The 22556-nt window shown below is 71.6% G+C and carries 23 protein-coding genes; 7 read left to right on the top strand and 16 right to left on the bottom strand.

The window, feature by feature from the left end:
• The 7 genes from ACWGN5_RS39105 to ACWGN5_RS39075 form a co-directional block, all read right to left on the bottom strand.
• Positions 1 to 1587, bottom strand: a 1587-nt coding sequence (locus ACWGN5_RS39105; protein WP_453523176.1) for an NADH-quinone oxidoreductase subunit G, incomplete at its 3' end; no start/stop codon positions are given.
• Positions 1584 to 2936, bottom strand: coding sequence for an NADH-quinone oxidoreductase subunit NuoF (nuoF, locus tag ACWGN5_RS39100; RefSeq protein WP_453523175.1), 1353 nt, complete (start codon positions 2934 to 2936; stop codon positions 1584 to 1586). The genes nuoF and ACWGN5_RS39105, both read right to left, overlap by 4 nt.
• Complete coding sequence (gene nuoE / locus ACWGN5_RS39095; RefSeq protein WP_453523174.1) at positions 2933 to 3673, bottom strand: NADH-quinone oxidoreductase subunit NuoE; 741 nt, start codon at positions 3671 to 3673, stop codon at positions 2933 to 2935. The genes nuoF and nuoE overlap by 4 nt, the downstream gene beginning before the upstream one ends.
• Entirely contained in the window at positions 3670 to 4992 is a 1323-nt protein-coding gene (locus ACWGN5_RS39090; protein ID WP_453523173.1) for an NADH-quinone oxidoreductase subunit D, read from the bottom strand. Before ACWGN5_RS39090 ends, nuoE begins: the two co-directional genes overlap by 4 nt.
• On the bottom strand, positions 4992 to 5723 hold the full coding sequence (locus ACWGN5_RS39085) for an NADH-quinone oxidoreductase subunit C (RefSeq protein WP_453523172.1): 732 nt from the start codon (positions 5721 to 5723) through the stop codon (positions 4992 to 4994). The genes ACWGN5_RS39090 and ACWGN5_RS39085 overlap by 1 nt, the downstream gene beginning before the upstream one ends.
• Complete coding sequence (locus tag ACWGN5_RS39080; RefSeq protein WP_024756031.1) at positions 5720 to 6274, bottom strand: NuoB/complex I 20 kDa subunit family protein; 555 nt, start codon at positions 6272 to 6274, stop codon at positions 5720 to 5722. Before ACWGN5_RS39080 ends, ACWGN5_RS39085 begins: the two co-directional genes overlap by 4 nt.
• Before the next feature lie 17 nt (positions 6275 to 6291).
• The gene (locus ACWGN5_RS39075) at positions 6292 to 6651 is read right to left on the bottom strand and encodes an NADH-quinone oxidoreductase subunit A (RefSeq protein ID WP_019888619.1); all 360 of its coding nucleotides are present in this window, start codon (positions 6649 to 6651) and stop codon (positions 6292 to 6294) included.
• A gap of 671 nt (positions 6652 to 7322) precedes the next feature.
• Here ACWGN5_RS39075 and ACWGN5_RS39070 point away from each other — a divergent pair.
• Positions 7323 to 8180 carry a C40 family peptidase gene (locus tag ACWGN5_RS39070; protein WP_453523171.1) on the top strand — a complete coding sequence of 286 codons (858 nt, stop codon included), beginning with the start codon at positions 7323 to 7325 and terminating at the stop codon, positions 8178 to 8180.
• Positions 8181 to 8262: 82 nt separating this feature from the next.
• Here ACWGN5_RS39070 and ACWGN5_RS39065 read toward each other — a convergent pair whose 3' ends face one another.
• Positions 8263 to 9144 (bottom strand): NAD(P)-dependent oxidoreductase, encoded by an 882-nt coding sequence (locus ACWGN5_RS39065; RefSeq protein WP_453523170.1) that lies wholly within the window; start codon positions 9142 to 9144, stop codon positions 8263 to 8265.
• Between the two features lie 101 nt (positions 9145 to 9245).
• Here ACWGN5_RS39065 and ACWGN5_RS39060 point away from each other — a divergent pair, with 101 nt between their 5' ends.
• Positions 9246 to 10238, top strand: coding sequence for a helix-turn-helix domain-containing protein (locus ACWGN5_RS39060; RefSeq protein WP_453523169.1), 993 nt, complete (start codon positions 9246 to 9248; stop codon positions 10236 to 10238).
• A 21-nt stretch (positions 10239 to 10259) separates the two neighbouring features.
• Here the strand turns inward: ACWGN5_RS39060 and ACWGN5_RS39055 are convergent, their stop codons facing one another.
• The 4 genes from ACWGN5_RS39055 to ACWGN5_RS39040 form a co-directional block, all read right to left on the bottom strand.
• The gene (locus ACWGN5_RS39055; protein ID WP_453523177.1) at positions 10260 to 11474 is read right to left on the bottom strand and encodes an ABC transporter permease; all 1215 of its coding nucleotides are present in this window, start codon (positions 11472 to 11474) and stop codon (positions 10260 to 10262) included.
• Positions 11475 to 11554: 80 nt separating this feature from the next.
• On the bottom strand, positions 11555 to 12256 hold the full coding sequence (locus ACWGN5_RS39050; protein WP_453523168.1) for an ABC transporter ATP-binding protein: 702 nt from the start codon (positions 12254 to 12256) through the stop codon (positions 11555 to 11557).
• Positions 12253 to 13761 carry a peptidoglycan-binding protein gene (locus ACWGN5_RS39045; protein ID WP_453523167.1) on the bottom strand — a complete coding sequence of 503 codons (1509 nt, stop codon included), beginning with the start codon at positions 13759 to 13761 and terminating at the stop codon, positions 12253 to 12255. Before ACWGN5_RS39045 ends, ACWGN5_RS39050 begins: the two co-directional genes overlap by 4 nt.
• A gap of 28 nt (positions 13762 to 13789) precedes the next feature.
• The gene (locus ACWGN5_RS39040; RefSeq protein WP_453523166.1) at positions 13790 to 14320 is read right to left on the bottom strand and encodes a hypothetical protein; all 531 of its coding nucleotides are present in this window, start codon (positions 14318 to 14320) and stop codon (positions 13790 to 13792) included.
• Positions 14321 to 14615: 295 nt separating this feature from the next.
• Here ACWGN5_RS39040 and ACWGN5_RS39035 point away from each other — a divergent pair, with 295 nt between their 5' ends.
• From ACWGN5_RS39035 to ACWGN5_RS39025, 3 genes are all read left to right on the top strand, one after another.
• Positions 14616 to 15029 carry a hypothetical protein gene (locus ACWGN5_RS39035; protein ID WP_453523165.1) on the top strand — a complete coding sequence of 138 codons (414 nt, stop codon included), beginning with the start codon at positions 14616 to 14618 and terminating at the stop codon, positions 15027 to 15029.
• Between the two features lie 151 nt (positions 15030 to 15180).
• The gene (locus tag ACWGN5_RS39030; RefSeq protein WP_453523164.1) at positions 15181 to 16119 is read left to right on the top strand and encodes a hypothetical protein; all 939 of its coding nucleotides are present in this window, start codon (positions 15181 to 15183) and stop codon (positions 16117 to 16119) included.
• A 222-nt stretch (positions 16120 to 16341) separates the two neighbouring features.
• Positions 16342 to 16740 carry a response regulator transcription factor gene (locus tag ACWGN5_RS39025; protein ID WP_453523163.1) on the top strand — a complete coding sequence of 133 codons (399 nt, stop codon included), beginning with the start codon at positions 16342 to 16344 and terminating at the stop codon, positions 16738 to 16740.
• A gap of 6 nt (positions 16741 to 16746) precedes the next feature.
• Here ACWGN5_RS39025 and ACWGN5_RS39020 read toward each other — a convergent pair whose 3' ends face one another.
• Together ACWGN5_RS39020 and ACWGN5_RS39015 are read right to left on the bottom strand one after the other, a co-directional pair.
• The gene (locus ACWGN5_RS39020; protein ID WP_453523162.1) at positions 16747 to 18033 is read right to left on the bottom strand and encodes a geranylgeranyl reductase family protein; all 1287 of its coding nucleotides are present in this window, start codon (positions 18031 to 18033) and stop codon (positions 16747 to 16749) included.
• A gap of 172 nt (positions 18034 to 18205) precedes the next feature.
• Positions 18206 to 18898, bottom strand: coding sequence for a demethylmenaquinone methyltransferase (locus ACWGN5_RS39015; protein WP_453523161.1), 693 nt, complete (start codon positions 18896 to 18898; stop codon positions 18206 to 18208).
• A 136-nt stretch (positions 18899 to 19034) separates the two neighbouring features.
• Here ACWGN5_RS39015 and ACWGN5_RS39010 point away from each other — a divergent pair, with 136 nt between their 5' ends.
• Positions 19035 to 19577: a SigE family RNA polymerase sigma factor gene (locus tag ACWGN5_RS39010; protein ID WP_453523160.1), complete on the top strand. Its 543-nt coding sequence runs from the start codon at positions 19035 to 19037 to the stop codon at positions 19575 to 19577.
• A 38-nt stretch (positions 19578 to 19615) separates the two neighbouring features.
• On the top strand, positions 19616 to 20377 hold the full coding sequence (locus tag ACWGN5_RS39005; RefSeq protein ID WP_453523159.1) for a hypothetical protein: 762 nt from the start codon (positions 19616 to 19618) through the stop codon (positions 20375 to 20377).
• 9 nt (positions 20378 to 20386) lie between these two features.
• On the opposite strand, the gene ACWGN5_RS39000 is transcribed toward ACWGN5_RS39005, so the two are convergent.
• Entirely contained in the window at positions 20387 to 20986 is a 600-nt protein-coding gene (locus tag ACWGN5_RS39000; protein ID WP_453523158.1) for an imidazolonepropionase-like domain-containing protein, read from the bottom strand.
• Entirely contained in the window at positions 20986 to 22185 is a 1200-nt protein-coding gene (mqnC, locus tag ACWGN5_RS38995) for a cyclic dehypoxanthinyl futalosine synthase (protein WP_453523157.1), read from the bottom strand. Before mqnC ends, ACWGN5_RS39000 begins: the two co-directional genes overlap by 1 nt.
• Positions 22186 to 22556: the final 371 nt, after the last annotated feature.

Below are 22556 nucleotides of genomic sequence, written 5' to 3'. Positions count from 1 at the left end.
GGCCTCGACGGCGCCGCGCTCGCCGGCCCGGCGCGGGATCCACACGAGGCGGGCGCCGGTGGCGGCGGCGGCACGCAGGGCGGCGGTGAGCGCGCCGGGCACGCCCGCGAGCCGCTCGCCGACGGCGAGGACGGCGCCCTCCTGGCGGAGGGCCTCGGCCGCGGCGGCGCCGTCCTCGGAGAGGCCGACGCGGGAGGTGAGGGCGTCGAGCCACTCGGTCTCGGTGCCGGGGGCGGCGGGCAGCAGGGTGCCGCCCGCCTTCTCCAGGCCCCGGGTCGCGAACGGCGCGACCGCGTACGTCTTCTGGCCGTGCTTGCGCCAGGCCTTGCGGAGCCGCAGGAAGACGCCGGGGGCCTCCTCCTCGGACTCCAGGCCGACGAGGAGCACGGCCGGGGCGGCTTCGAGCGAGGTGTACGTGACGCCGCTGCCGTCCAGGTCCCGTCCCCGGCCCGCGACGGCGGAGGCCAGGAAGTCGGCCTCCTCGCCGGAGTGGATCCGGGCCCGGAAGTCGATGTCGTTGGTGTCGAGGGCGACCCGGGCGAACTTGGCGTACGCGTAGGAGTCCTCGACGGTCAGTCGGCCGCCGGTCAGGACGCCGGTCCGGCCGCGGACGAGCCCGCGGGCGGCGGCCTCCAGGGCCTCGGGCCAGGAGGCGGGCTCCAGCTCACCGGTGTCGGTGTTCCGGACGAGCGGCGTGGTGAGCCGGTCGCGCTGCTGGGCGTACCGGAAGCCGAAGCGGCCCTTGTCGCAGATCCACTCCTCGTTGACCTCCGGGTCCTCGGCGGCGAGCCGCCGCATGACCTTGCCGCGCCGGTGGTCGGTGCGGGTGGCGCAGCCGCCGGCGCAGTGCTCGCAGACGGACGGCGTGGAGACCAGGTCGAAGGGGCGGGAGCGGAAGCGGTAGGCGGCCGAGGTGAGGGCGCCGACCGGGCAGATCTGGATGGTGTTCCCGGAGAAGTACGACTCGAAGGGGTCGCCCTCGCCGGTGCCGACCTGCTGGAGCGCGCCGCGCTCGATGAGCTCGATCATCGGGTCGCCGGCGACCTGGTTGGAGAAGCGGGTGCAGCGGGCGCAGAGCACGCACCGCTCGCGGTCGAGCAGCACCTGGGTGGAGATCGGGACCGGCTTCTCGTAGGTCCGCTTGACGCCCTCGAAGCGGGATTCGGCCTGTCCGTGGGACATGGCCTGGTTCTGCAGGGGGCACTCGCCGCCCTTGTCGCAGACCGGGCAGTCCAGCGGGTGGTTGACGAGCAGCAGCTCCATCACGCCGTGCTGGGCCTTCTCGGCGACGGGCGAGGTCAGCTGGGACTTCACCACCATGCCGTCGGTGCAGGTGATGGTGCAGGAGGCCATCGGCTTGCGCTGGCCCTCGACCTCGACGATGCACTGGCGGCAGGCGCCGGCGGGGTCGAGGAGCGGGTGGTCGCAGAAGCGCGGGATCTCGATGCCGAGCTGTTCGGCGGCGCGGATGACCAGCGTCCCCTTGGGGACGGAGATCTCGGCGCCGTCGATGGTCAGCGTCACGAGGTCCTCGGGGGGAACGGCGGGGCTGCCGCCTCCCGCGGCGTCGGACGTGGTGACGGTCATGCGGTCACCTCCTTGTGGTTGTCCGCCCAGGCGGTCGACTTGGCCGGGTCGAAGGGGCAGCCCTTGCCCGTGATGTGCTGCTCGTACTCCTCGCGGAAGTACGTGAGGGAGGAGAAGATCGGCGAGGCGGCGCCGTCGCCGAGGGCGCAGAACGACTTGCCGTTGATGTTGTCGGCGATGTCGTTGAGCTTGTCGAGGTCGGACATCCGGCCCTTGCCGGCCTCGATGTCGCGGAGCAGCTGGACGAGCCAGTACGTGCCCTCGCGGCAGGGGGTGCACTTGCCGCAGGACTCGTGGGCGTAGAACTCGGTCCAGCGGGTGACGGCCCGGACGACGCAGGTGGTCTCGTCGAAGCACTGGAGCGCCTTGGTGCCGAGCATGGAGCCGGCGGCGCCGACGCCCTCGTAGTCGAGGGGCACGTCGAGGTGCGCGTCGGTGAACATCGGCGTGGAGGAGCCGCCGGGCGTCCAGAACTTGAGCCGGTGCCCGGGCCGCATGCCGCCGCTCATGTCGAGGAGCTGGCGCAGGGTGATCCCGAGGGGGGCCTCGTACTGGCCGGGCGAGGCGACGTGTCCGCTCAGCGAGTACAGCGTGAAGCCCGGGGACTTCTCGCTGCCCATCGAGGTGAACCAGTCCTTGCCCTTGTTCAGGATCGCGGGAACCGAGGCGATGGATTCGACGTTGTTCACCACAGTGGGGCAGGCGTACAGACCGGCGACCGCGGGGAAGGGGGGTCGCAGCCGGGGCTGGCCGCGGCGCCCTTCGAGCGAGTCGAGCAGCGCGGTCTCCTCACCGCAGATGTACGCGCCGGCGCCGGCGTGCACGGTGAGTTCGAGGTCGAGTCCGCTGCCGAGGATGTTCGTGCCGAGGTAGCCGGCGGCGTAGGCCTCGCGGACGGCCTCGTGGAGGCGGCGCAGGACGGGGACGACCTCGCCGCGCAGATAGATGAAGGCGTGGTTCGAGCGGATCGCGTAGCAGGCGATCACGATGCCCTCGATGAGGGAGTGCGGGTTGGCGAAGAGGAGGGGGATGTCCTTGCAGGTGCCGGGCTCGGACTCGTCGGCGTTGACGACGAGGTAGTGCGGCTTGCCGTCGCCCTGCGGGATGAACTGCCACTTCATGCCGGTGGGGAAGCCGGCGCCGCCGCGTCCGCGGAGGCCGGATTCCTTGACGTACGCGATGAGGTCGTCGGGGCTCATCGCGAGGGCCTTCTTGAGGCCCTGGTAGCCCTCGTGGCGCTCGTAGGTCTGCAGGGTCCAGGAGTCGGGCTGGTCCCAGAAGGCCGACAGGACGGGTGCGAGCAGCTTCTCGGGGCTGCTGTTGTTGATCTCGGCGGCCAAGGTCATCACTCCCCCTCCTGACTGGCTGCCTCACCGCGCGGGTGGACGATTCGGTGGTGCGGGGTCTCGCCCTTGGCCAGGCGCAGGCCGACGAGGGAGGCGGGTCCGGCTCCGCCGGTGGCCTCGACGGCGCCGGGGCGCTCGTCGGGGAAGCCGGCGAGGATGCGGGCGGTCTCCTTGAAGGTGCAGAGCGGGGCGCCGCGGGTGGGTTCGACGGTGCGTCCGGCCCGGAGGTCGTCGACCATCTTCTTGGCGGACTCGGGCGTCTGGTTGTCGAAGAACTCCCAGTTGACCATCACGACGGGCGCGAAGTCGCAGGCCGCGTTGCACTCGATGTGTTCGAGGGTGATCTTGCCGTCGTCGGTGGTCTCGTCGTTGCCGACGCCGAGGTGCTGCTTCAGCTCCTCGAAGATGGCGTCGCCGCCCATGACCGCGCAGAGCGTGTTCGTACAGACGCCGACCTGGTAGTCCCCGGAGGGCTTGCGCCGGTACATCGTGTAGAAGGTGGCGACGGCGGTGACCTCGGCGGTGGTCAGGCCGAGGATCTCGGCGCAGAACCGCATGCCGGTACGGGTCACATGGCCCTCCTCCGACTGCACGAGGTGCAGCATCGGCAGGAGCGCGGAGCGGGAGTCCGGGTAGCGGGCGATGATCGCCCGGGCGTCCTCCTCCAGACGGGCGTGGACGTCCGCCGGGTACGCGGGCGCCGGGAGCTGGGGCATCCCGAGGCTGACGTTCTCCGTCATCGGTCGACGCCTCCCATCACGGGGTCGATGGAGGCGACGGCGACGATGACGTCGGCGACCTGGCCGCCCTCGCACATCGCGGCCATCGCCTGCAGGTTGGTGAAGGACGGGTCGCGGAAGTGGACCCGGTAGGGGCGGGTGCCGCCGTCGGAGACGACATGGACGCCGAGCTCGCCCTTGGGCGACTCGACGGCCGCGTAGGCCTGCCCGGCGGGGACCCGGAAGCCCTCGGTGACCAGCTTGAAGTGGTGGATCAGGGCCTCCATGGAGGTGCCCATGATCTTCGCGATGTGGTCGGTGGAGTTGCCGAGGCCGTCCACGCCGAGCGCGAGCTGCGCCGGCCAGGCGATCTTCTTGTCGCCGACCATGACCGGGCCGGGCTCCAGGCGGTCGAGGCACTGCTCGACGATCCGCAGGGACTGCCGCATCTCCTCCAGGCGGACGAGGAAGCGTCCGTAGGAGTCGCAGGTGTCGGCGGTCGGGATGTCGAAGTCGTAGTTCTCGTAGCCGCAGTACGGGTCGGTCTTCCGCAGGTCGTGCGGGAGGCCCGCCGAGCGGAGGATCGGTCCGGTGGCGCCGAGGGCCATGCAGCCGGTGAGGTCGAGATAGCCGACGTCCTGCATGCGGGCCTTGAAGATGGGGTTGCCGGTGGCGAGCTTGTCGTACTCCGGCAGGTTCCTCTTCATGGTCTTCACGAACTCGCGCACGGCGTCGACGGCGCCGGGCGGGAGGTCCTGGGCGAGGCCGCCGGGGCGGATGAACGCGTGGTTCATGCGCAGGCCGGTGATCAGCTCGTACAGGTCCAGGATCATCTCGCGGTCCCGGAAGCCGTAGATCATGATCGTGGTGGCGCCGAGCTCCATGCCGCCGGTGGCGATGCACACCAGGTGCGAGGAGAGCCGGTTGAGCTCCATCAGCAGGACGCGGATGACGCTGGCGCGGTCCGGGATCTGCTCGGTGATGCCGAGGAGCTTCTCCACGCCGAGGCAGTACGCCGTCTCGTTGTAGAACGAGGTGAGGTAGTCCATGCGCGTGACGAAGGTGGTGCCCTGCGTCCAGGTCCGGTACTCGAGGTTCTTCTCGATGCCGGTGTGGAGGTAGCCGATGCCGCAGCGGGCCTCGGTGACGGTCTCGCCGTCGATCTCCAGGATGAGCCGGAGCACGCCGTGGGTGGACGGGTGCTGGGGACCCATGTTGACGATGATGCGCTCGTCGTCGGCCTTCGCGGCGGACTGGACGACCTCTTCCCAGTCGCCGCCGGTCACCGTGTAGACGGCGCCTTCGGTGGTCTCGCGGGGAGACGCATGTTCGGTGGACATCAGCTGTACGACCTCCGCTGGTCCGGAGCCGGGATCTGGGCGCCCTTGTACTCGATGGCGATGCCGCCGAGGGGGTAGTCCTTGCGCTGCGGGTGGCCCTGCCAGTCGTCCGGCATCATGATCCTGGTGAGGGCGGGGTGGCCGTCGAAGACGATGCCGAAGAAGTCGTACGTCTCGCGCTCGTGCCAGTCGTTCGTCGGGTAGACCGCGACGAGGGACGGGATGCGCGGCTCGCTGTCCGGGGCCGAGACCTCCAGGCGGATCAGCCGGCCGTGGGTCAGCGAGCGCAGGTGGTAGACGGCGTGCAGCTCGCGGCCCTTGTCCCCGGGGTAGTGGACGCCGGAGACGCCGGTGCAGAGCTCGAAGCGGAGCGCCGGGTCGTCGCGCAGGGTGCGGGCCACGCGGACGAGGTGCTCACGCTCGATGTGGAAGGTGAGCTCGCCGCGGTCGACGACCGTCTTGTCGATCGCGTTCTCCGGCAGGAGGCCCTGCTCCTCCAGGGCGCCCTCCAGCTCGTCGGCGACCTCGTCGAACCAGCCGCCGTACGGGCGGGTGGCGGGGCCGGGGAGCCGGACGGAGCGGACGAGGCCGCCGTAGCCGGAGGTGTCGCCGCCGTTGTTGGCGCCGAACATGCCGCGCTGGACGCGGACCTCCTCGCCGTGGTCCCCGCGCTGACCCGGCAGGTTCTGCGCGCTGAGGTCCTTCTCAGGGTTAGGGGTTTCGTCGCTCACCGGAGCAGACCCTTCAGTTCGATCGTCGGCAGCGCCTTGAGCGCCGCCTCCTCCGCCTCGCGGGCCGCCTCCTCGGCGTTCACGCCGAGCTTGGAGGTCTGGATCTTCTGGTGGAGCTTGAGAATCGCGTCCAGGAGCATCTCCGGACGCGGCGGGCAGCCGGGCAGGTAGATGTCGACCGGCACGATGTGGTCGACGCCCTGCACGATCGCGTAGTTGTTGAACATGCCGCCCGAGGAGGCGCAGACGCCCATCGAGATGACCCACTTCGGGTTGGGCATCTGGTCGTAGACCTGCCGCAGCACGGGCGCCATCTTCTGGCTGACGCGGCCGGCGACGATCATCAGGTCGGCCTGGCGCGGCGAGCCGCGGAAGACCTCCATGCCGAAGCGGGCCAGGTCGTACCGGCCGGCGCCGGTGGTCATCATCTCGATGGCGCAGCAGGCGAGGCCGAAGGTCGCGGGGAACACGGACGCCTTGCGCACCCAGCCCGCGGCCTGTTCGACCGTCGTCAGCAGAAAGCCGCTCGGGAGTTTCTCTTCGAGTCCCATAGGTGCCCCTCAGCCCCTCAGTCCCATTCCAGGCCGCCGCGCCGCCACACGTACGCGTAGGCGACGAAGACGGTGAGCACGAAGAGCAGCATCTCCACGAGCCCGAAAAGCCCCAGGGCGTCGAAGGTGACGGCCCAGGGGTAGAGGAAGACGATCTCGATGTCGAAGACGATGAAGAGCATCGCCGTCAGGTAGTACTTGATCGGGAAGCGGCCGCCTCCGGCGGGAGTGGGCGTCGGCTCGATGCCGCACTCGTACGCCTCCAGTTTCGCCCTGTTGTACCGCTTTGGCCCGATAAGCGTGGCCATGACCACGGAGAAGATCGCAAACCCCGCACCCAGGGCGCCGAGCACGAGGACGGGCGCGTACGCATTCACGCTCCTCGCTCCTTCCAGTCGTCCTTGACCGTTGGACCGCACCGCCGACCGTGAAAGATCGCCCCCATGTGAGGCAGTTCACAAGCCCGGCTGCCCCGCATCTTATGCCCGCCCCTCTGTGATCTGCGACACGGGGTACAGCAACGACTTTGTGATCTCCACCACCTGACGAAGGATCATGAAGTCGGATGAGCGGTGATCTTGTTGCGCGAAGCGCCCAGGTGATCACCAGATGTGACATCCGTACCGGAAATCGCTGCTCGGAAGGGGTGTCGCACTATCAAGTGATGGCCACTACAGGCAAATTGGCAATGGAACGCTTCCGGGTGATAAAGGAACCGGCCGTCGCCCGGTCGGGGGGCCGGGCGTACGGAGGTGGACGCGTGCACGCGTTCACGAGCGCCCGCGGGGCTCCGGTGTGACCTGCGTCACGTCACGGGAACCTCAAAAAGAAGAGGGCTTGGCCATCGGCGTCAAGAGGTGGTAAGCGTCGGGCAATTCGGGCGTTTCATTGAAAACCCGTGATCAAGGGCCGGATGAGCCGTGCCCGATTTGCCCGTTACGGCGTCAATAAGGCTGCCACGGAGGCGGATTCACAGATTCCAAACGCAACTGTGGCGCAACCCACGTTTCTTGAAGGGAACCGTGAAGCCCTGATAGCGGTTGTACCCATGTCCCACACCGCTCACATACCCAGCCACCGGAAGCCCCGCCGCAGCGCCTCGAAGCTCGCGCTCCGCGCCGGAGTTGCCGGTGGCGTCCTCGGCACCATCGCGGTGGCCGGTGCTGCCGGGCCGGCGAATGCCGAGCCGGTGACCGAGACCATCGAAATGCCCACCCTGGGCTCCCTCGACGCCGGCACCGGCCTCGCCAGTGCCGTCGCCGCCTCCGCCGAGGCCTCCCAGCAGGAGGCCCTCGACCAGAACCTCCGCACGCAGGAGGACGCGGCGCTGCTGAAGGCCGCCAAGGAGGCCAAGACGGCCAAGGCCCAGGCCGACCGCAAGGCCGCGGCCGAGCGCGCCGAGGCCGCCCGCCTCAAGGCCGAGCAGGAGCGCAAGGAGGCCGCGGAGCGCGCCTCCCGCGACAGCGCCCGCACCCAGCTCTCCAGCACCAGCGCCTCGAACGACAGCGGCTCCACCGCCTCGGACAACGGCAGCGAGACGCAGGCCCCCACCGGCTCCGCCGCCGCGATCGTGGCCTTCGCCCGCGCCCAGATCGGCGACGCGTACGTCTCCGGCGGCACCGGCCCCAACTCCTGGGACTGCTCCGGCCTCGTCCAGGCCGCCTACCGCGCGGCCGGCATCGACCTGCCCCGCATCTCGTACGAGCAGTCGAGCATGGGCACCTCCGTCTCCCTGAGCAACCTCCAGCCGGGCGACATCCTGTACTGGGGCAGCCGCAGCGGCTCGTACCACGTCGCCATCTACGTCGGCGGCGGCAAGTACGTCGGCGCGCAGAACCCGTCCAGCGGCGTCGTCGAGCACACCATGGACTGGGACACCCCCTCGGGCGCGGTCCGCATCCTCTGATTGCGCCTTCACGGTGAAAAGCCGTCACTCCTCGGGGGAGTGACGGCTTTTGCCTTGTCCACCCCGAGAGGGGTGCTATGTCCTACTTGCGGAAGGCCTCGATGATCCGGGCGTAGCTGTCGCCGCCGTGCCCCGCCTCCACCGCGCTCCGCATCAGCTCCAGATGCAGCCGCGGCAGCCGGCCGTCGACGCCCCGCACCTCGCCCGCGTGCAGCAGATGCCCGATGGTCGCCACCTGGACGTCGATGGTCGCGTCCGAGCCCGGGTACTCCCCCGCGTCGATCTGCTCGGCGTACCCGGTCATGAACCAGGAGACCGTCGACAGCCAGCGGGTCGCGAGCGCCGTGAAGTCCCGGGCCGACACCCCGTCCGCGCCGGCGAGGGCCGTGGCGTGCAGCCAGCCGCCGAAGACCGACCACATGAGCCCGAGGAGCCCGGCGTCGTACAGCGAGGCGAGCCCCGCGTCGGGACCGAGGTCGACCGGGTCCCCGAGCACGGCGAGCGTCCCGCGGTGCGCCGCGAGCAGCTCCGGCCCGCCCGCGTAGAGGATCATGTTGGAGCTGTCGCCGACCCCCGGCGGGGTCGTCATGATGCCGCCGTCCAGGTAGCCGATGCCGTGTCCGGCGGCCCAGTCGGCCGTCTCGCGGGCCTGCTCGGGCGAGCCGCTGGTGAGGTTCACGACGACCCGTCCGGCCAGCGCCTCGGCGACCGGGTCGAGGAGTTCGCGTACGGCGGTGTAGTCGAGGACGCAGATCACGACGAGCTCGCTCGCGGCGACCGCCTCGGCGACGCCGGCCGCGCGGACCGCGCCCCCGGCGACGAGGGCGTCGGCCTTGTCCGGGGTGCGGTTCCAGACGGTGGTGGGGTGACCGGCCGCCAGGAAGGCAGCGGCGAGGGCCGCGCCCATCTGCCCGAGGCCCAGGACGGAGACGGTGGTCGTGGTGGTGGAGTGCGGTGCGTTCATGACGTCCACGCTCGCAGCGGCGGAACCCCGCCGACAGTGGCAGGACTGACCACACCCGCAAAATTCCTGCCGCGCCCCGGGGGCTGCCGTAGGGTCGGGCCATGAGTGCGGGAGTCGTCGCCATCGCCGTCGTGCCGGACCGCCGGATCGGCACGTCGATGTGGGAGCTGTACGAGATCGCCATCGCCTGCGCCGTGTTCGGCAACCCCCAGCCGGACCTGGCCGACCCCTGGTACGAGCTGCGCCTGTGCGGCGAGGCCGGACCCGGGGTGTTCTCGGTGCGGACCGACCACGGTCTCGAAGGGCTCGTCGGCGCGGACACCGTCATCGTGCCGTCCGTCCCCGACGCCGTCGTCGAGGACGGCGAGGACGTCCCGGCCGACCTCGTGGACGCCCTGCGCGCCGCGGCCGACGCGGGCGCGCGGATGGTGTCCCTGTGCACGGGCGCCTTCGCCCTGGCCGCCGCCGGACTCCTCGACGGGCGCCGGGCCACCGCGCACTGGCAGCACACCGGCCAGCTGGCCGCCCGGCACCCCGAGGTCCTGGTCGACGACTCGGTGCTCTACACCGACGAGGGCACGGTCCTGACCAGCGCCGGGGCCACCGCCGCCCTCGACCTCTGCCTGCACCTGGTGCGCAGGGACCTCGGCGCGGGCGTCGCCGGGCAGCTCGCCCGCCGGCTGGTCGTGCCGGCCCACCGCGCCGGCGGCCAGGCCCAGTTCATCGAGGCGCCGGTGCCGCCCAGCGACGACGACAGCCTGGGGCCCGTCCTGCAGTGGGCCACCGAGCACCTGGCCGAACCGCTGACCGTCGACCTGCTGGCCCGGCGGGCCCGGCTGAGCCCGCGGACCTTCCACCGGCGGGTCCAGGAAGCGTGCGGGACGACCCCGCTGCAGTGGCTCCTCCAGCAGCGGGTGGCCCGTGCGCAGACGCTCCTGGAGTCGACCGACCTGCCCGTGGAGCAGATCGGCGACCACACCGGACTCGGTACGGCGGCCAACCTGCGCCGCCACTTCACCCGCGCGGTCGGGGTGTCCCCGACCGACTACCGCAGGGCGTTCCGGCCTTCGGGACCGCCTTCGAGAAGCCGCTGACCATGCGGTCCGCCGGACCGCTCAGCGGCGGAGGGCCTCGGCCGGTTCGATGCGGGAGGCCCGCCAGGCCGGGTAGAGGCCGGCGACGACGCCCGTGACCAGGCCGACGGCCGGGGCCGCGACGACCGTCGCCGTGTGCATCACCGGCGTCCAGTCCCGTACCAACGCCACCACGATCACCGTGGACACCCCGAGCGCCGTACCGACGAGCCCGCCCATCGCGCCCAGAGCACCCGATTCCGTGAGGAACTGGACGGTGATGTGCCGTCCCCGGGCCCCGAGGGCACGTCTCAGGCCGATCTCACCGGTCCGCTCCAGGACCGCGACGAGGGTGGTGTTGGCGATCCCGACCGCGCCGATCACCAGGGAGACCCCCGCGAGGAGCAGGAAGAGCTGGTCCAGGTCGTCGGTCACGCCCGCGCGCAGGGTCCGCGGGTCCGGCGGGGGGACCGCCTTCAGGTACTCCGGGTGGTCCGGGCGCAGGGCGACCGGTGCCTCCCGCGCGATCTGGTTCGCCGCGCCCGTCGCCGTCGTGATGAGCATCTTCGCGTCGCCCTGCTGCGGCGGCCCCCACAGCTTCTCGGCGGTCGTCCGGGGCACGGTGACCGACATCAGGACGTCGGCCCGGCGCTTCACGTCGTCGATGATCCCGGCGACCGTGAAGGGCTCGTCGCCGATGAACACCGCGGGCCGGGTCTCCAGGGTCGTGATGCCGAGCCGGTCCGCGACCGACTTGCCGAGCACCGCGACCGGCTGCGCGGACCCGGAGGTGAACTCGTCGTACAGACGGCCCTGCCGGAGGGTCGGCGCCGCCGCCCGCAGCGCCCCGGGGGACGCGGCGACGACCTCGATCCGTTCGCTGGCCGTGGCGTCGCCGACCGGCGCGGAGCGGACTGCCGTGCCGGGGGACAGCCGGACGGACCAGTAGACGCCGGCGTCCTCGACGCCGCCGAGGCGTGCGATCCGGGCGTCCGCGTCGGCCGGGAAGGCGGGGTCGGCGAACTCGTTCTGGTCGCGGGCGACGTCCTCGACGGTCACCTCGGTGGCGGTGAGCAGGTTGAACCGTGAGTCGATCTGCGAGGACGTGGTCGCGGTCAGCCCGAGGATCGCCACGAACGTGCCGACGCCGAGGACGGTGCCGAGCGCGGTGAGGACCGAGCGTCCGGGGCGCTGGAGCATTCCGGCGACGGCCTCGGCGAGGACGTCACGGGCGGCGAGGCGGGAGGGTTCGACCAGGCGTGGCCGCTTCCTGCGCGGGCTTTCGCCCTTCGCGGAGCCCTTCGCGGAACCTTTCGGGAAGCCTTTCGGGGTTCGCCTCACGTCCGCCTCCCGCGCGCCGGTTCGCTGAGCACTCCGTCGCGGATCGTCACGGTGCGCTCGCCGCGCGCCGCCACCTCCGTGTCGTGGGTGATGACGACGATCGTCATCCCGGAGGCGTGCAGTTCGCCCAGGAGGTCGAGGACGGACGCGGCGTTGTCCGAGTCGAGGTTGCCGGTCGGTTCGTCGCAGAGGAGCAGCGACGGGCGGCCGGCGAGGGCCCGGGCGATGGCCACCCGCTGGCGTTCGCCGCCGGAGAGCCGGCCGGGCAGCGCCTCCGCGCGATGGCCGAGTCCCACCCGTTCGAGGGCGGTACGGGCGCGGGTGCGGCGCTCGGCGCGGGGCACCGCCGAGTACACCATCGAGAGCATGACGTTCTCCGTGGCGCTGCGGTGCGGGAGCAGGTGGAAGGACTGGAAGACGAAGCCGATCCGCCGCCCGCGCAGGGCCGTGCGCTCCCCGTCGCGGAGCGCCGCCGTGTCGATGCCGTCCAGGAGGTACGTGCCGGCGGTGGGCGCGTCGAGCAGTCCCGCGACGTTCAGGAAGGTCGACTTGCCCGAGCCGGAGGGGCCGACGACCGTGATGAACTCGCCTTTCCGTACCGTGAGTTCACAGGGCCTCAGGGCGGCGACGGGCGGCGGTCCCGGGTAGGTCAGGGCCACCGCGCGGAACTCGATGACGGGGACGTCCTCCTCGCTCACGGGGACCCCCCGGTGCTGCCCGATGCGGCGCCCGGGTTGACCCCGGTGACCACCTCGTCGCCTTCCTCGAGCGCGCCGGCGGTGAGCGGGACGACCTCCACGTAGCCGTCGCCGGTGGTGCCGGTCCGTACCTCGATCCGCTCCTGCCGGCCGGTGCCGTCGACGGTGGTGACGACGGTCTTGCCGTCGACGCCCGCGGAGACGGCGGTGACCGGGACGACGAGGGCCTTGCCGTCGGTGGAGGCGGCCTCGATGGTGAGGCGCACCTCCTGGCCGGCGAGGCCGGAGGGCAGTTCGCGGGCGGGGGCGACGGTGAAGAGATAACCGACGGCGCCGTTGCCCTGGGTGCCGTCCCCTCCCCCGCCGTTGCCGTCGCCGCTGTTCCCGCCGGAGCCCGTCCCCTGCTGGCCGGACTGCTGGTCCTGCTGCCGAGAGGGGGTGTCCGCCACCGACACCACCGTGCCGGCGGTCTCCTGCCCGGTGGTCTCGGCGAGGATCCGTACCTTCTGCCCGGCGCGGACCATGCCCTTCTGGTGGTCCTGGAGATAGCCCTGTGCCATGAGCTTGCCGGAGGAGAGGGTCATGGCGGTGCCGGAGACCTGGGCTCCCGGCCGGGCCGTGATCGTGGCGACCCGCGCGGGGAAGGCCCGGACGAACACGACCTCGGCCGCCGGGACCATCGGTCCGGCGGCCGCCTCCGCCTTCGCGAGGGTCTCGCGCGCGGCGCCCAGGTCCTCCACGGCCCGGTCGCGGGCCTTCTTCAGGGACTTCGTCTGGGTGGCGTCCTTGTTGGCCGCGAGCGCGTCGCGGGCGTCCACGACGGCCCGCTCGGCACCGGTCACGGCCGTCCCGGCGCCGTCGACGGCGGCGCCGTCGTCGTCGACGGCGGGCTTCGGGTCGTAGCCGATGGAGGAGTAGAACTCCTCGACCGCGTCCTTGGTGCCGGGGCCGAAGGTGCCCCTGGTGTCGCCGCCGCGACCGTGGCCGAGGGCGGCGAGCGCGTCCTGGAGCTGCTTCACGTCGTCGCCGGTGGCGCCGGGCTTGAGGTCCCGGTACACGGGCAGGCCGCCGCGCAGGACGAAGACGGGCCGGCCGGAGACCTCCAGGAGCACCTTGCCCGAGCCCACGGCGTCCCCGCTCTTGACGGACACCTTGGTGATCACGGGGGAGGCGGCGCCCTCTCCGCCCGCGGCGACGGGCGCGACCTGGACGGTCTGGCCGGCCACGACGGTGCCGCGCAGGACGACCGTCTCCGCGAGGACCCGGTTCTCGACCCGGGCGACCAGCACGTCCTGCGGCGGCGGCTCGGCGTCGGCCGCGACCTGTGCGGGCGAGCGGATCAGGGAGGTGGCCGCGACACCGGCGCCGGTCAGGGCGACGGCCCCGGCCACGAGGGCGGCGACCCAGAAGCGGCGCCGGTTCATCCGGGCGCCCCCGGCGTCGCCGCCGGGGGTCCGGGTGCCGTCCGCGAGCCCGCCCGGCGGTTCCCCGCCGGGCGCGGTCATGTCGCCAAGGGTGTCGTGAGGGGTGTCGTCAGCCACCTTCGACCGTCCCGCCATCGGCGCCGGGGGCCGTCGGGTGGCAGGCCTTCAGCGCCTCGATGACCTTCGGATCGCTCTTCATCCGCTTGCCGAGGTCGCCGTCGAGCGGCGCCTCACCGGTCGCCGGATCGGGGTCCGGGTAGTCGGCTATGCCTTCCTTGCGCATGCAGGCGGACAGCTGCCTGGCCGTGTCGAGGCGCGCCGGGTCGACCTGGCCCTTCCCGGGCTGCTTCCCGGCGCACGCCTTCTCCGCCGCGGCGATCGCCTCGGGCTTGTTGGCGTCCTTGTCGACGCGCTTCTCCCCGCTGCCCGTGTCCTGGAGGGTGAGCCCCTGGGCGCCGAGGCAGTCGTAGTAGGCGGCCCAGTCGGCGACGTCCCGCGAGGCCCCCGAGGAGGGGGTGGCGGACGAGGGGGCGGCGGAGGCGGAGGAGTTTCCCGTGCTCGGCTGCGACCGGGCTGCGCCGTCCCCGTCGCTCGAACACCCCCCGAGCCCGAGGGCGAGGATCAGTACGGGAACAGCCATGAGGCGTCTCATCAGAAACGGTCCTTCCGACGGGGAGTCCCCGTCTACGGGGCGTCATGGAAACGCGCGAGAGGGGGCCGACGCGGCGGTGCGCTCCGCCACGTACAAGGCCCCTGCGCGATGGGTCCGGCGCCCTGCGGCGCCGCGACAGGACCGAGCATAGCCAGCACCAGCCCGGCCGGTAACTGTCTCAACGGACAGTGGACGACGTCGAGTTGCCGGTGTTCGTATGGACACCGGCCCACTCCGGGCCACACGTCACCACCTCCACCACAGCTACGTGAAAGGCAACGACATGCAGCGCACTGCACTCCGTCGCGTCGCCGCCACGGCCGTCACGCTCGTCGCCCTCGGCGCCGGCGCGCTGGCCACGGCCGGCACGGCCTCGGCCGCCGGGAAGAACGGCGGCCTGGAGTCGGGCGAGTTCGGCCTGTACTACAACTCCGACCAGGGCGGAGCCGTCTGGGACCTCTTCGTCGAGGACACGGACTTCTGGGGCGACCGGTTCCCCGGCCCCGGCAACGGCACGTACGAGCTCGTCAACGACAACACCGCCTCGTACAACAACCGCGACTCGAACCGGTGGTGGGTCTACACCGACGCCGGCGCGGGCGGCTACGAGGGCAGCCTGCCGGCCGGTTACATCGGCAACGCGAGCGCGACCTTCAAGAACCAGATCTCCTCGGCGTACTACTACAAGGCCCGTTGATCACGGGGCCCTTGAGGCGCCGGCCGACTGATCCGCCGGAGTAGCCTCCGGCAACTCGCATCACCGCGGCAGCCGTTGCTCCGCCCGAAAGAGGCGGGCAGAGCAACGGCTGCTCCCATGGTAGACACGCACACGTCTCTGGAGCAGCCCCATGCGTCCACTCGCCGCTCGCGCGACCGTTCTCCTGCTGAGCGCCGCGCTCCTCAGCGCCTGCTCCGCCGGATCCGACGGCGGTGGCGACGGTTCCTCGCGCGAGCCCGCGATCGGGACGGTTCCCCGGCTGCTGTCGACGGCCAGCCTCTCGTACCCGCTGGACGGTTACGAGACCACGGCCGACCAGCGCCGCAAGCTGGAGCAGGCCCAGTCCCGGGTGACCAGCGACTGCATGAAGCGCTTCGGGTTCACGTACGAGCTGCCGCGGTCCCCCGTCACCGGTGGCCGGTCCGACGCGTCCCACTACGGCCTGACCGATGCCACGGTCGCGGCCCGCAATGGCTACACCCCGAACCGGGGCGCCCAGCGGCCGCCGAAGCCGACCGCCCCGGACCTCGGCCCGAGCGGCGAGCTCGCGCTCAACGGCCCGGAGTACAAGGGTCCCCAGCCGATGAGCCTGGAAGAGGCCAGGGCCAAGGACAGCGGCAAGACGCTGAACGGGCAGAAGGTGCCCGTCGGAGGCTGTCTCCGGGAGGGCTTCCTCACGCTCTACGCGCCGAAGAAGGGCGCGGTGGACATCATGTTCGTCACCAACGTGGGGATGGACGCCTACTCCCGCTCCCGCGAGGACTCCCGGGTCGTCGCCGCCGTGAAGGCCTGGTCCTCCTGTATGGCCGAGAAGGGCTACAAGGCGGACGAGCCCGTCAGCCCGCAGAAGGACCTGGGGCTCGACGCGAACACGTACGGCAGCCCCCGGGCGATCGCCGCCGCGAAGCAGGACGTCGCCTGTAAGGAAAGGGCCAACCTCGTCGGCATCTGGTTCACCGTCGAGACCGCGTACCAGAAGCGGAACATCGAGCAGAACGCCGAGACCCTGAACCAGGCGAAGACCGAGCTCAACGAACGGTTGAAGCTCGCCGCCACGCTGGCCGGCTGAGCCGCGCGACACGGGCCGGAGGGCCCTCCCGCCGTGCGAAACCGCACGTCGAGAGGGCGATTTCCGGCCGGTGGGACGTCCCGGGAGGCCTGGAAGGGCCATGAATCGCGACCCGATCGGGTTTACCGTTCCCATCGGGAACCAACTCGTCGGTTCCCCGGGAACCAGCCCATGGGTCCCGCCGCGCAGCGCCCAGCGAATGCCGTCTCAGGGGGGAGACACATGCATCGTCAGTGCCAGTACTGCGTTTCCGCGCCGGCCGAGGTCAACAGATCGAGAGCCGCCCGGATCAACCCGGTCACCACCGCCATACGCCACCTGGACGCCCTGACGGACCGCGAGATCGAGGTCCTGTCCGCCATGCCCGGCGGTGAGTCCAACACGGACCTCGCCGAATGCCTCGGCATCACCGAGCGCACCGTCAAGTTCCACGTCACCAACATGCGGGAGAAGCTGGGCGGCCTGTCGCGCGCCCAGCTCCATCTGCTCGCCCTGCTCACGGAGGCGGTCTGGCCGGCCCGTCTCTGTCACGAGTACGCAGGCAGGCTCCCGGAGCTACGCACCGTCGTGCCCCGGTCCCCGCTGACCCGGCCGGTCTCCGGGCTCACCCGCTGCGCCTGACGGCGCTCAGGCCTTCGGGGCCACCTTCGACAGACCGTTGATGATGCGGTCCATGGCGTCGCCGCCCGTCGGGTCGGTGAGGTTGGCCAGCATCTTCAGCGTGAACTTCATCAGCAGCGGGTGCGTCAGACCACGCTGGGTCGCGATCTTCATGATCTTCGGGTTGCCGATGAGCTTCACGAAGGCGCGGCCCAGCGTGTAGTACCCGCCGTAGGTGTCCTTGAGGATCTGCGGGTAGTTCCGCAGCGCCAGCTCGCGCTGCGCGGGCGTCGCGCGCGCGTGCGCCTGGACGATGACGTCGGCCGCGATCTGGCCCGACTCCATGGCGTACGCGATGCCCTCGCCGTTGAACGGGTTGACCAGGCCGCCCGCGTCGCCGACGAGCAGCAGGCCCTTCGTGTAGTGCGGCTGACGGTTGAAGGCCATCGGCAGCGCGGCGCCGCGGATCGTCGTCGTCATGTTGTCCGGGGTGAAGCCCCAGTCCTCCGGCATCGACGCGCACCAGGCCTTGAGGACCTCGCGCCAGTCCAGCTCCCGGAACGCCGAGGAGGAGTCGAGGATGCCCAGGCCGACGTTGGACGTGCCGTCGCCCATGCCGAAGATCCAGCCGTAGCCCGGGAGCAGCCGGTCCTGCGGGCCGCGCCGGTCCCACAGCTCCAGCCAGGACTCCAGGTAGTCGTCCTCGTGGCGGGGGGTCGTGAAGTACGTGCGGACGGCGACGCCCATCGGCCGGTCCTCGCGCCGGTGCAGGCCCATGGCGAGGGAGAGCCGGGTGGAGTTGCCGTCGGCGGCGACGACGAGCGGCGCGTGGAAGGTGACTTCGCGCTTCTCCTCGCCCAGCTTCGCGTGGACACCGGTGATCCGGCCCGTACGGTCGTCGATGATCGGCGCGCCGACGTTGCAGCGCTCGTACAGCCGGGCGCCGGCCTTCTGCGCCTGGCGGGCGAGCTGCTCGTCGAAGTCGTCGCGCTTGCGGACGAGTCCGTAGTCCGGGTACGAGGCGAGCTCCGGCCAGTCCAGTTCGAGCCGGACGCCGCCGCCGATGATCCGCAGGCCCTTGTTCCGCAGCCAGCCGGCCTCTTCGGAGATGTCGATGCCCATGGAGACGAGCTGCTTGGTGGCGCGCGGGGTGAGGCCGTCGCCGCAGACCTTCTCGCGCGGGAACGCCGTCTTCTCCAGGAGCAGGACGTCGAGTCCGGCCTTGGCCAGGTAGTACGCGGTGGTGGAGCCGGCCGGGCCTGCCCCGACGACGATCACATCTGCGCTGTGCTCGGAGAGGGGCTGCTCGGTCACGGCGGAACTCCCGGAGGGGTCGAGGGAAGAATGAGGAAATTTTAGGGCGGCGGGCCCGGGCGGGGTACGGGCCCGGCCGGCGGATCGGGCCCGGCCGGCGGATCGGGCCCGGCCGGCGGATCGGGCCCGGCCGACGGATCAGGGGCGGGCGGCGGATCGGGGGCGGGCGGGCCTACGCCTTGAAGCCGCGGTGCAGGGCGACGATGCCGCCCGACAGGTTCCGGTAGGCCACCTTCGACCAGCCGGCCTTCTGGAGCAGCCCGGCCAGCGTCGGCTGGTCCGGCCAGGACTGGATGGACTCCGCCAGGTACACGTACGCGTCGGGGTTGGACGACACGGCGCGGGCCACCGGCGGCAGCGCGCGCATCAGGTACTCCTCGTACACGGTGCGGAACGGCGCCCAGGTCGGGTGCGAGAACTCGCAGATGACGACCCGGCCGCCGGGCTTCGTCACCCGGTACAGCTCGCGGAGCGCCTGCTCGGTGTCCTGGATGTTCCGCAGCCCGAAGGAGATCGTGACCGCGTCGAACACGTCGTCGCGGAAGGGGAGCTTCGTGCCGTCGCCCGCCGTGAACGGCATCCACGGGTGCCGCTTCTTGCCGACCTGAAGCATCCCGAGGGAGAAGTCGCACGGCACGACGTACGCCCCCGCCCGTACGAACGGCTGCGAGGAGGTGGCGGTGCCGGCGGCCAGGTCCAGGACCTTCTGCGCGGGGCGGGCGTCGACCGCCTTCGCGACCTCCTTGCGCCAGCGGCGGTCCTGCCCCAGGGAGAGCACGTCGTTGGTGAGGTCGTAGTTCGCCGCCACGTCGTCGAACATCGAGGCGACTTCGTGCGGCTGCTTGTCCAGGGATGCTCGGCTCACCCGGCCATTGTGGCAGCCACCCCCCGGGCGGGCGGGGACCGGCCCCGGCCCCCGGAGGATTTCCCGGAATCCGCCTTCAACCTTTCTGCGGCGAGCGCGCTCAAGGAAGGGTGACAGTGCTGACGAAGGGAGCGAGATGCCGTCACCGCTTGGCTCGGACGCCGGGTTCGAGGAGTTCGCCCGGTCCGCGCAGACGCGGCTGTACCGCACCGCGTACCTCCTGTGCGGGGACGCGGAGACCGCCCGCGACCTCACACAGACCACCCTCGCCAAGCTCTTCCAGCACTGGCGGCGGGCCGGATCGGCGGAGCATCCCCATGCCTACGCCAAGACGGTGCTCACCCGCACGTTCCTCGCCGAACGGCGACGCAGACTGCGCGATCTGCTCGCCTTCACCAAGACCGGCGGGCTCGGCCCGGCGCGGGCCACCGAACAGCCGGACCTCCGGGTCACGCTGCTCGCCGCGCTCGCCGAGCTGCCGCCCAGAGCCCGCGCCATGGTCGTCCTGAGGTACTGGGAGGACCTGAGTGTGGAGACCGTCGCCTCGCTCCTGCGCTGCAGCGAGGCGACGGTCAAAAGCCAGTGCTCGCGCTCACTGGCCAGGCTCCGGGACCGGCTCGGCGAGGCACACCTCTACACCGCCGATCCCCACGCCCTTCACCACACCATCGGAAGCTGAGGCCCCGAGTGGACGACGTAACGATGCTCCGCCGTGCCATGGACCGCACGGCACAGGACCTTCCGCCCCTTCCCGACCTGGCTCCCTCCGCGGTGCGCCTGGGCCGCAGGCGCCGCGCACGCACCCGGCTCACCGTCGCCGGAGGCGTCTTCGGGACCGTGACCGCGGCCGCCCTGGGACTCTCCCTGCTCTCCCCCGCGGACCCCGGCGTCGCGACGCCCGCCGCCCCGCCGGCCGCCTTCCCGTCGGCGTACCACACGCCCGTACAAGCGCAGCCGACCCCGGGACAGACACCGCCCGAGAAGCTCTCCGACGCGGAGAGCGCCCGCCGCGCCCAGTTCCAGCAGCAGGTGTCGGCGCTCCTCGACGAGCTCCTTCCGGCGTCCGTCACGGACATCAGGCCGGTCGAGGACGAGGTCTCCGACTACCGGATCACCGCGGGCGGCCGGTCCTTCCCCGTGAAGCTGTCCATCCGGCCGGCGGAGGGCGAGCGCCTCCAGGAGTGCCGGAACATCCCGGCGAAGCGGATGACGTGCGAGAAGACCGCTCTGGGCGGGGGGCGGACCGCGCAGGTGTACTCGATGGCCGCGAACAAGCCCGAGACCCTGGGGTCCATGGTCGTCACGCGGTACGGCCGGAGCAATGTGCTGCTCTCCGTCAGCCCCTCGGACACCGCCTCGGCGCCCGTGACACCCGACCAGCTGCTGACCGTCGTACGCGACGCGCGCTTCACCGATCTGCTGGAGTACGCGGACGCGTACCCGGTGCAGGAGAAGAGCACCCCGGTCCAGGGCGGCTGAGCGGTCCGGCTAGCGCCGGCGGAACACCAGCCGGCCTTCGACGACGGTCGCGACGCACGTCGACGCGCCGAGGCGGACCAGCGCCGCCCGGTCCGGGACGTCGAAGACGGCGAAGCGGGCGGGGCCACCCGGCACCAGGCCGGGCAGCAGCACCAGCGGCGCCGGGGAGAGGGACGGCGGTCCCGGGAGCCGCTCCGGGCGGCGGCCGACGGCCAGACCGGCCCGGCGCACGGCGTCCACGGCGGCCCGGCCGCGGAGTTCACCGGCGACGGCGACCGTCCCGTGCGCGAGGAGCCGCTGCACACCGCGGCGCGCGGAGGCACCCCGCCGGGCGGGGTCGGCCCGGAAGATCTCCCGCGCCCGCTCCCCCGTGATCGGCTCGGTGCCGAACTCGGCGGCCTCCCGGGGGTCCGGGTGGTACGTCTCCTCCAGGAGCTCCGGCCCGTACGGGTTGAGGAGTCCGGGCGTGAGGATGCCGGGCCACCGCCGCAGCCGGGCGTTCTGGTGGCGCTCGGCCAGGTCCTCGTACGGGCCGACGGCGGCGACGAGGGCGCCGTCCACCAGGACGGCGCTCTCGGGTGTCGCCTCGGCGACGTGGAGGGTCAGCATCAGTTCGCGTCGAGCAGCTTCAGCTCGGGGTGAGCCGTGCCGCCCTTGATCGCGGTCGACGAGATGTGCGAGGCGACGCGCTCGTCGACCGGGTCGTTCGCCGGGTCGTCGTGGACGACGATGTGCTCGTACGTCGTGGTGCGCTGCGCCGGGACGCGGTCCGCGGTGCGGATCATGTCGATCATCTCGCGCAGGTTGGAGCGGTGCTTGGCGCCCGCCGAGGAGACGACGTTCTCCTCCAGCATGATCGAGCCGAGGTCGTCCGCGCCGTAGTGCAGCGTCAGCTGGCCGATCTCCTTGCCCGTGGTGAGCCACGAGCCCTGGATGTGGGCCACGTTGTCGAGGAAGAGCCGCGCGACGGAGATCATCCGCAGGTACTCGAAGAGCGTGGCCTGAGTGCGGCCCTTGAGGTGGTTGTTCTCGGGCTGGTACGTGTACGGGATGAAGGCCCGGAAGCCGCCCGTCCGGTCCTGCACGTCACGGATCATCCGCAGGTGCTCGATCCGCTCGGCGTTGGTCTCGCCGGTGCCCATCAGCATGGTGGAGGTGGACTCGACGCCCAGCTTGTGGGCGATCTCCATGATCTCCAGCCAGCGCTCGCCGCTCTCCTTGAGCGGGGCGATCGCCTTGCGCGGCCGCTCGGGCAGCAGCTCGGCGCCGGCGCCCGCGAAGGAGTCGAGCCCGGCGGCGTGGATGCGGCTGATCGCCTCCTCGACGGAGACGCCGGAGATGCGGGCCATGTGCTCGACCTCGGAGGCGCCGAGGGAGTGGATGACCAGCTGCGGGAAGTCCTTCTTGATGGCGGCGAAGTGCTTCTCGTAGTACTCGACGCCGTAGTCCGGGTGGTGGCCGCCCTGGAACATGATCTGGGTGCCGCCGAGCTCCACGGTCTCCGCGCAGCGGCGCAGGATGTCGTCGAGGTCCCGGGTCCAGCCCTTCTCGGTGTCCTTCGGGGCGGCGTAGAACGCGCAGAACTTGCACGCCGTCACACAGACGTTCGTGTAGTTGATGTTCCGCTCGATGATGTACGTCGCGATGTGCTCGGTCCCCGCGTACCGGCGGCGGCGCACCGCGTCGGCGGCGACGCCCAGCGCGTGCAGAGGCGCCGAGCGGTAGAGGTCGAGCGCCTCCTCGGGGGTGATCCGGCCACCCGCGGCGGCGCGGTCGAGAACAGACTGGAGTTCGGCCTTCTCGGTCACCGGGTGCGTCCCTTTCGGAGGGGTTCTGATCGACCGAACCAGCCTACGCCAGGGCTCTTCGCGGCTTCCGGAGGGTGCGGGGTGGCGGCCGACGGAGCGGGAGGAGGGCGTGAGCGGCGGGTGAGCGGCGGGTGCTCGACACGTGTTCGGCGGGTGTTCGGCGGTGTTCGGCGGGTGAGAGAACGGCGAGTGGAGGGCGGGGGCCCGGCGAATATCCGGTGAATTCCCGGTGCGTCACGGACGCACCCATTACCGGCGGTCCGGAAGACGGCCCGGAAGACAGTCCGGGAGCAGTCCGGGAGGCCGGTCCGGGAGAGCGTCCGCATTCCCCGTTCCGTCCGGAAAGGCGCGGCCGGTGCGCCGCACGGCTG

This window comes from Streptomyces sp. NPDC055815 (assembly GCF_053616475.1).
The sequence above is the reverse complement of the archived record's forward strand: the minus strand, read 5'-3'. Positions and strand labels throughout refer to the sequence as shown.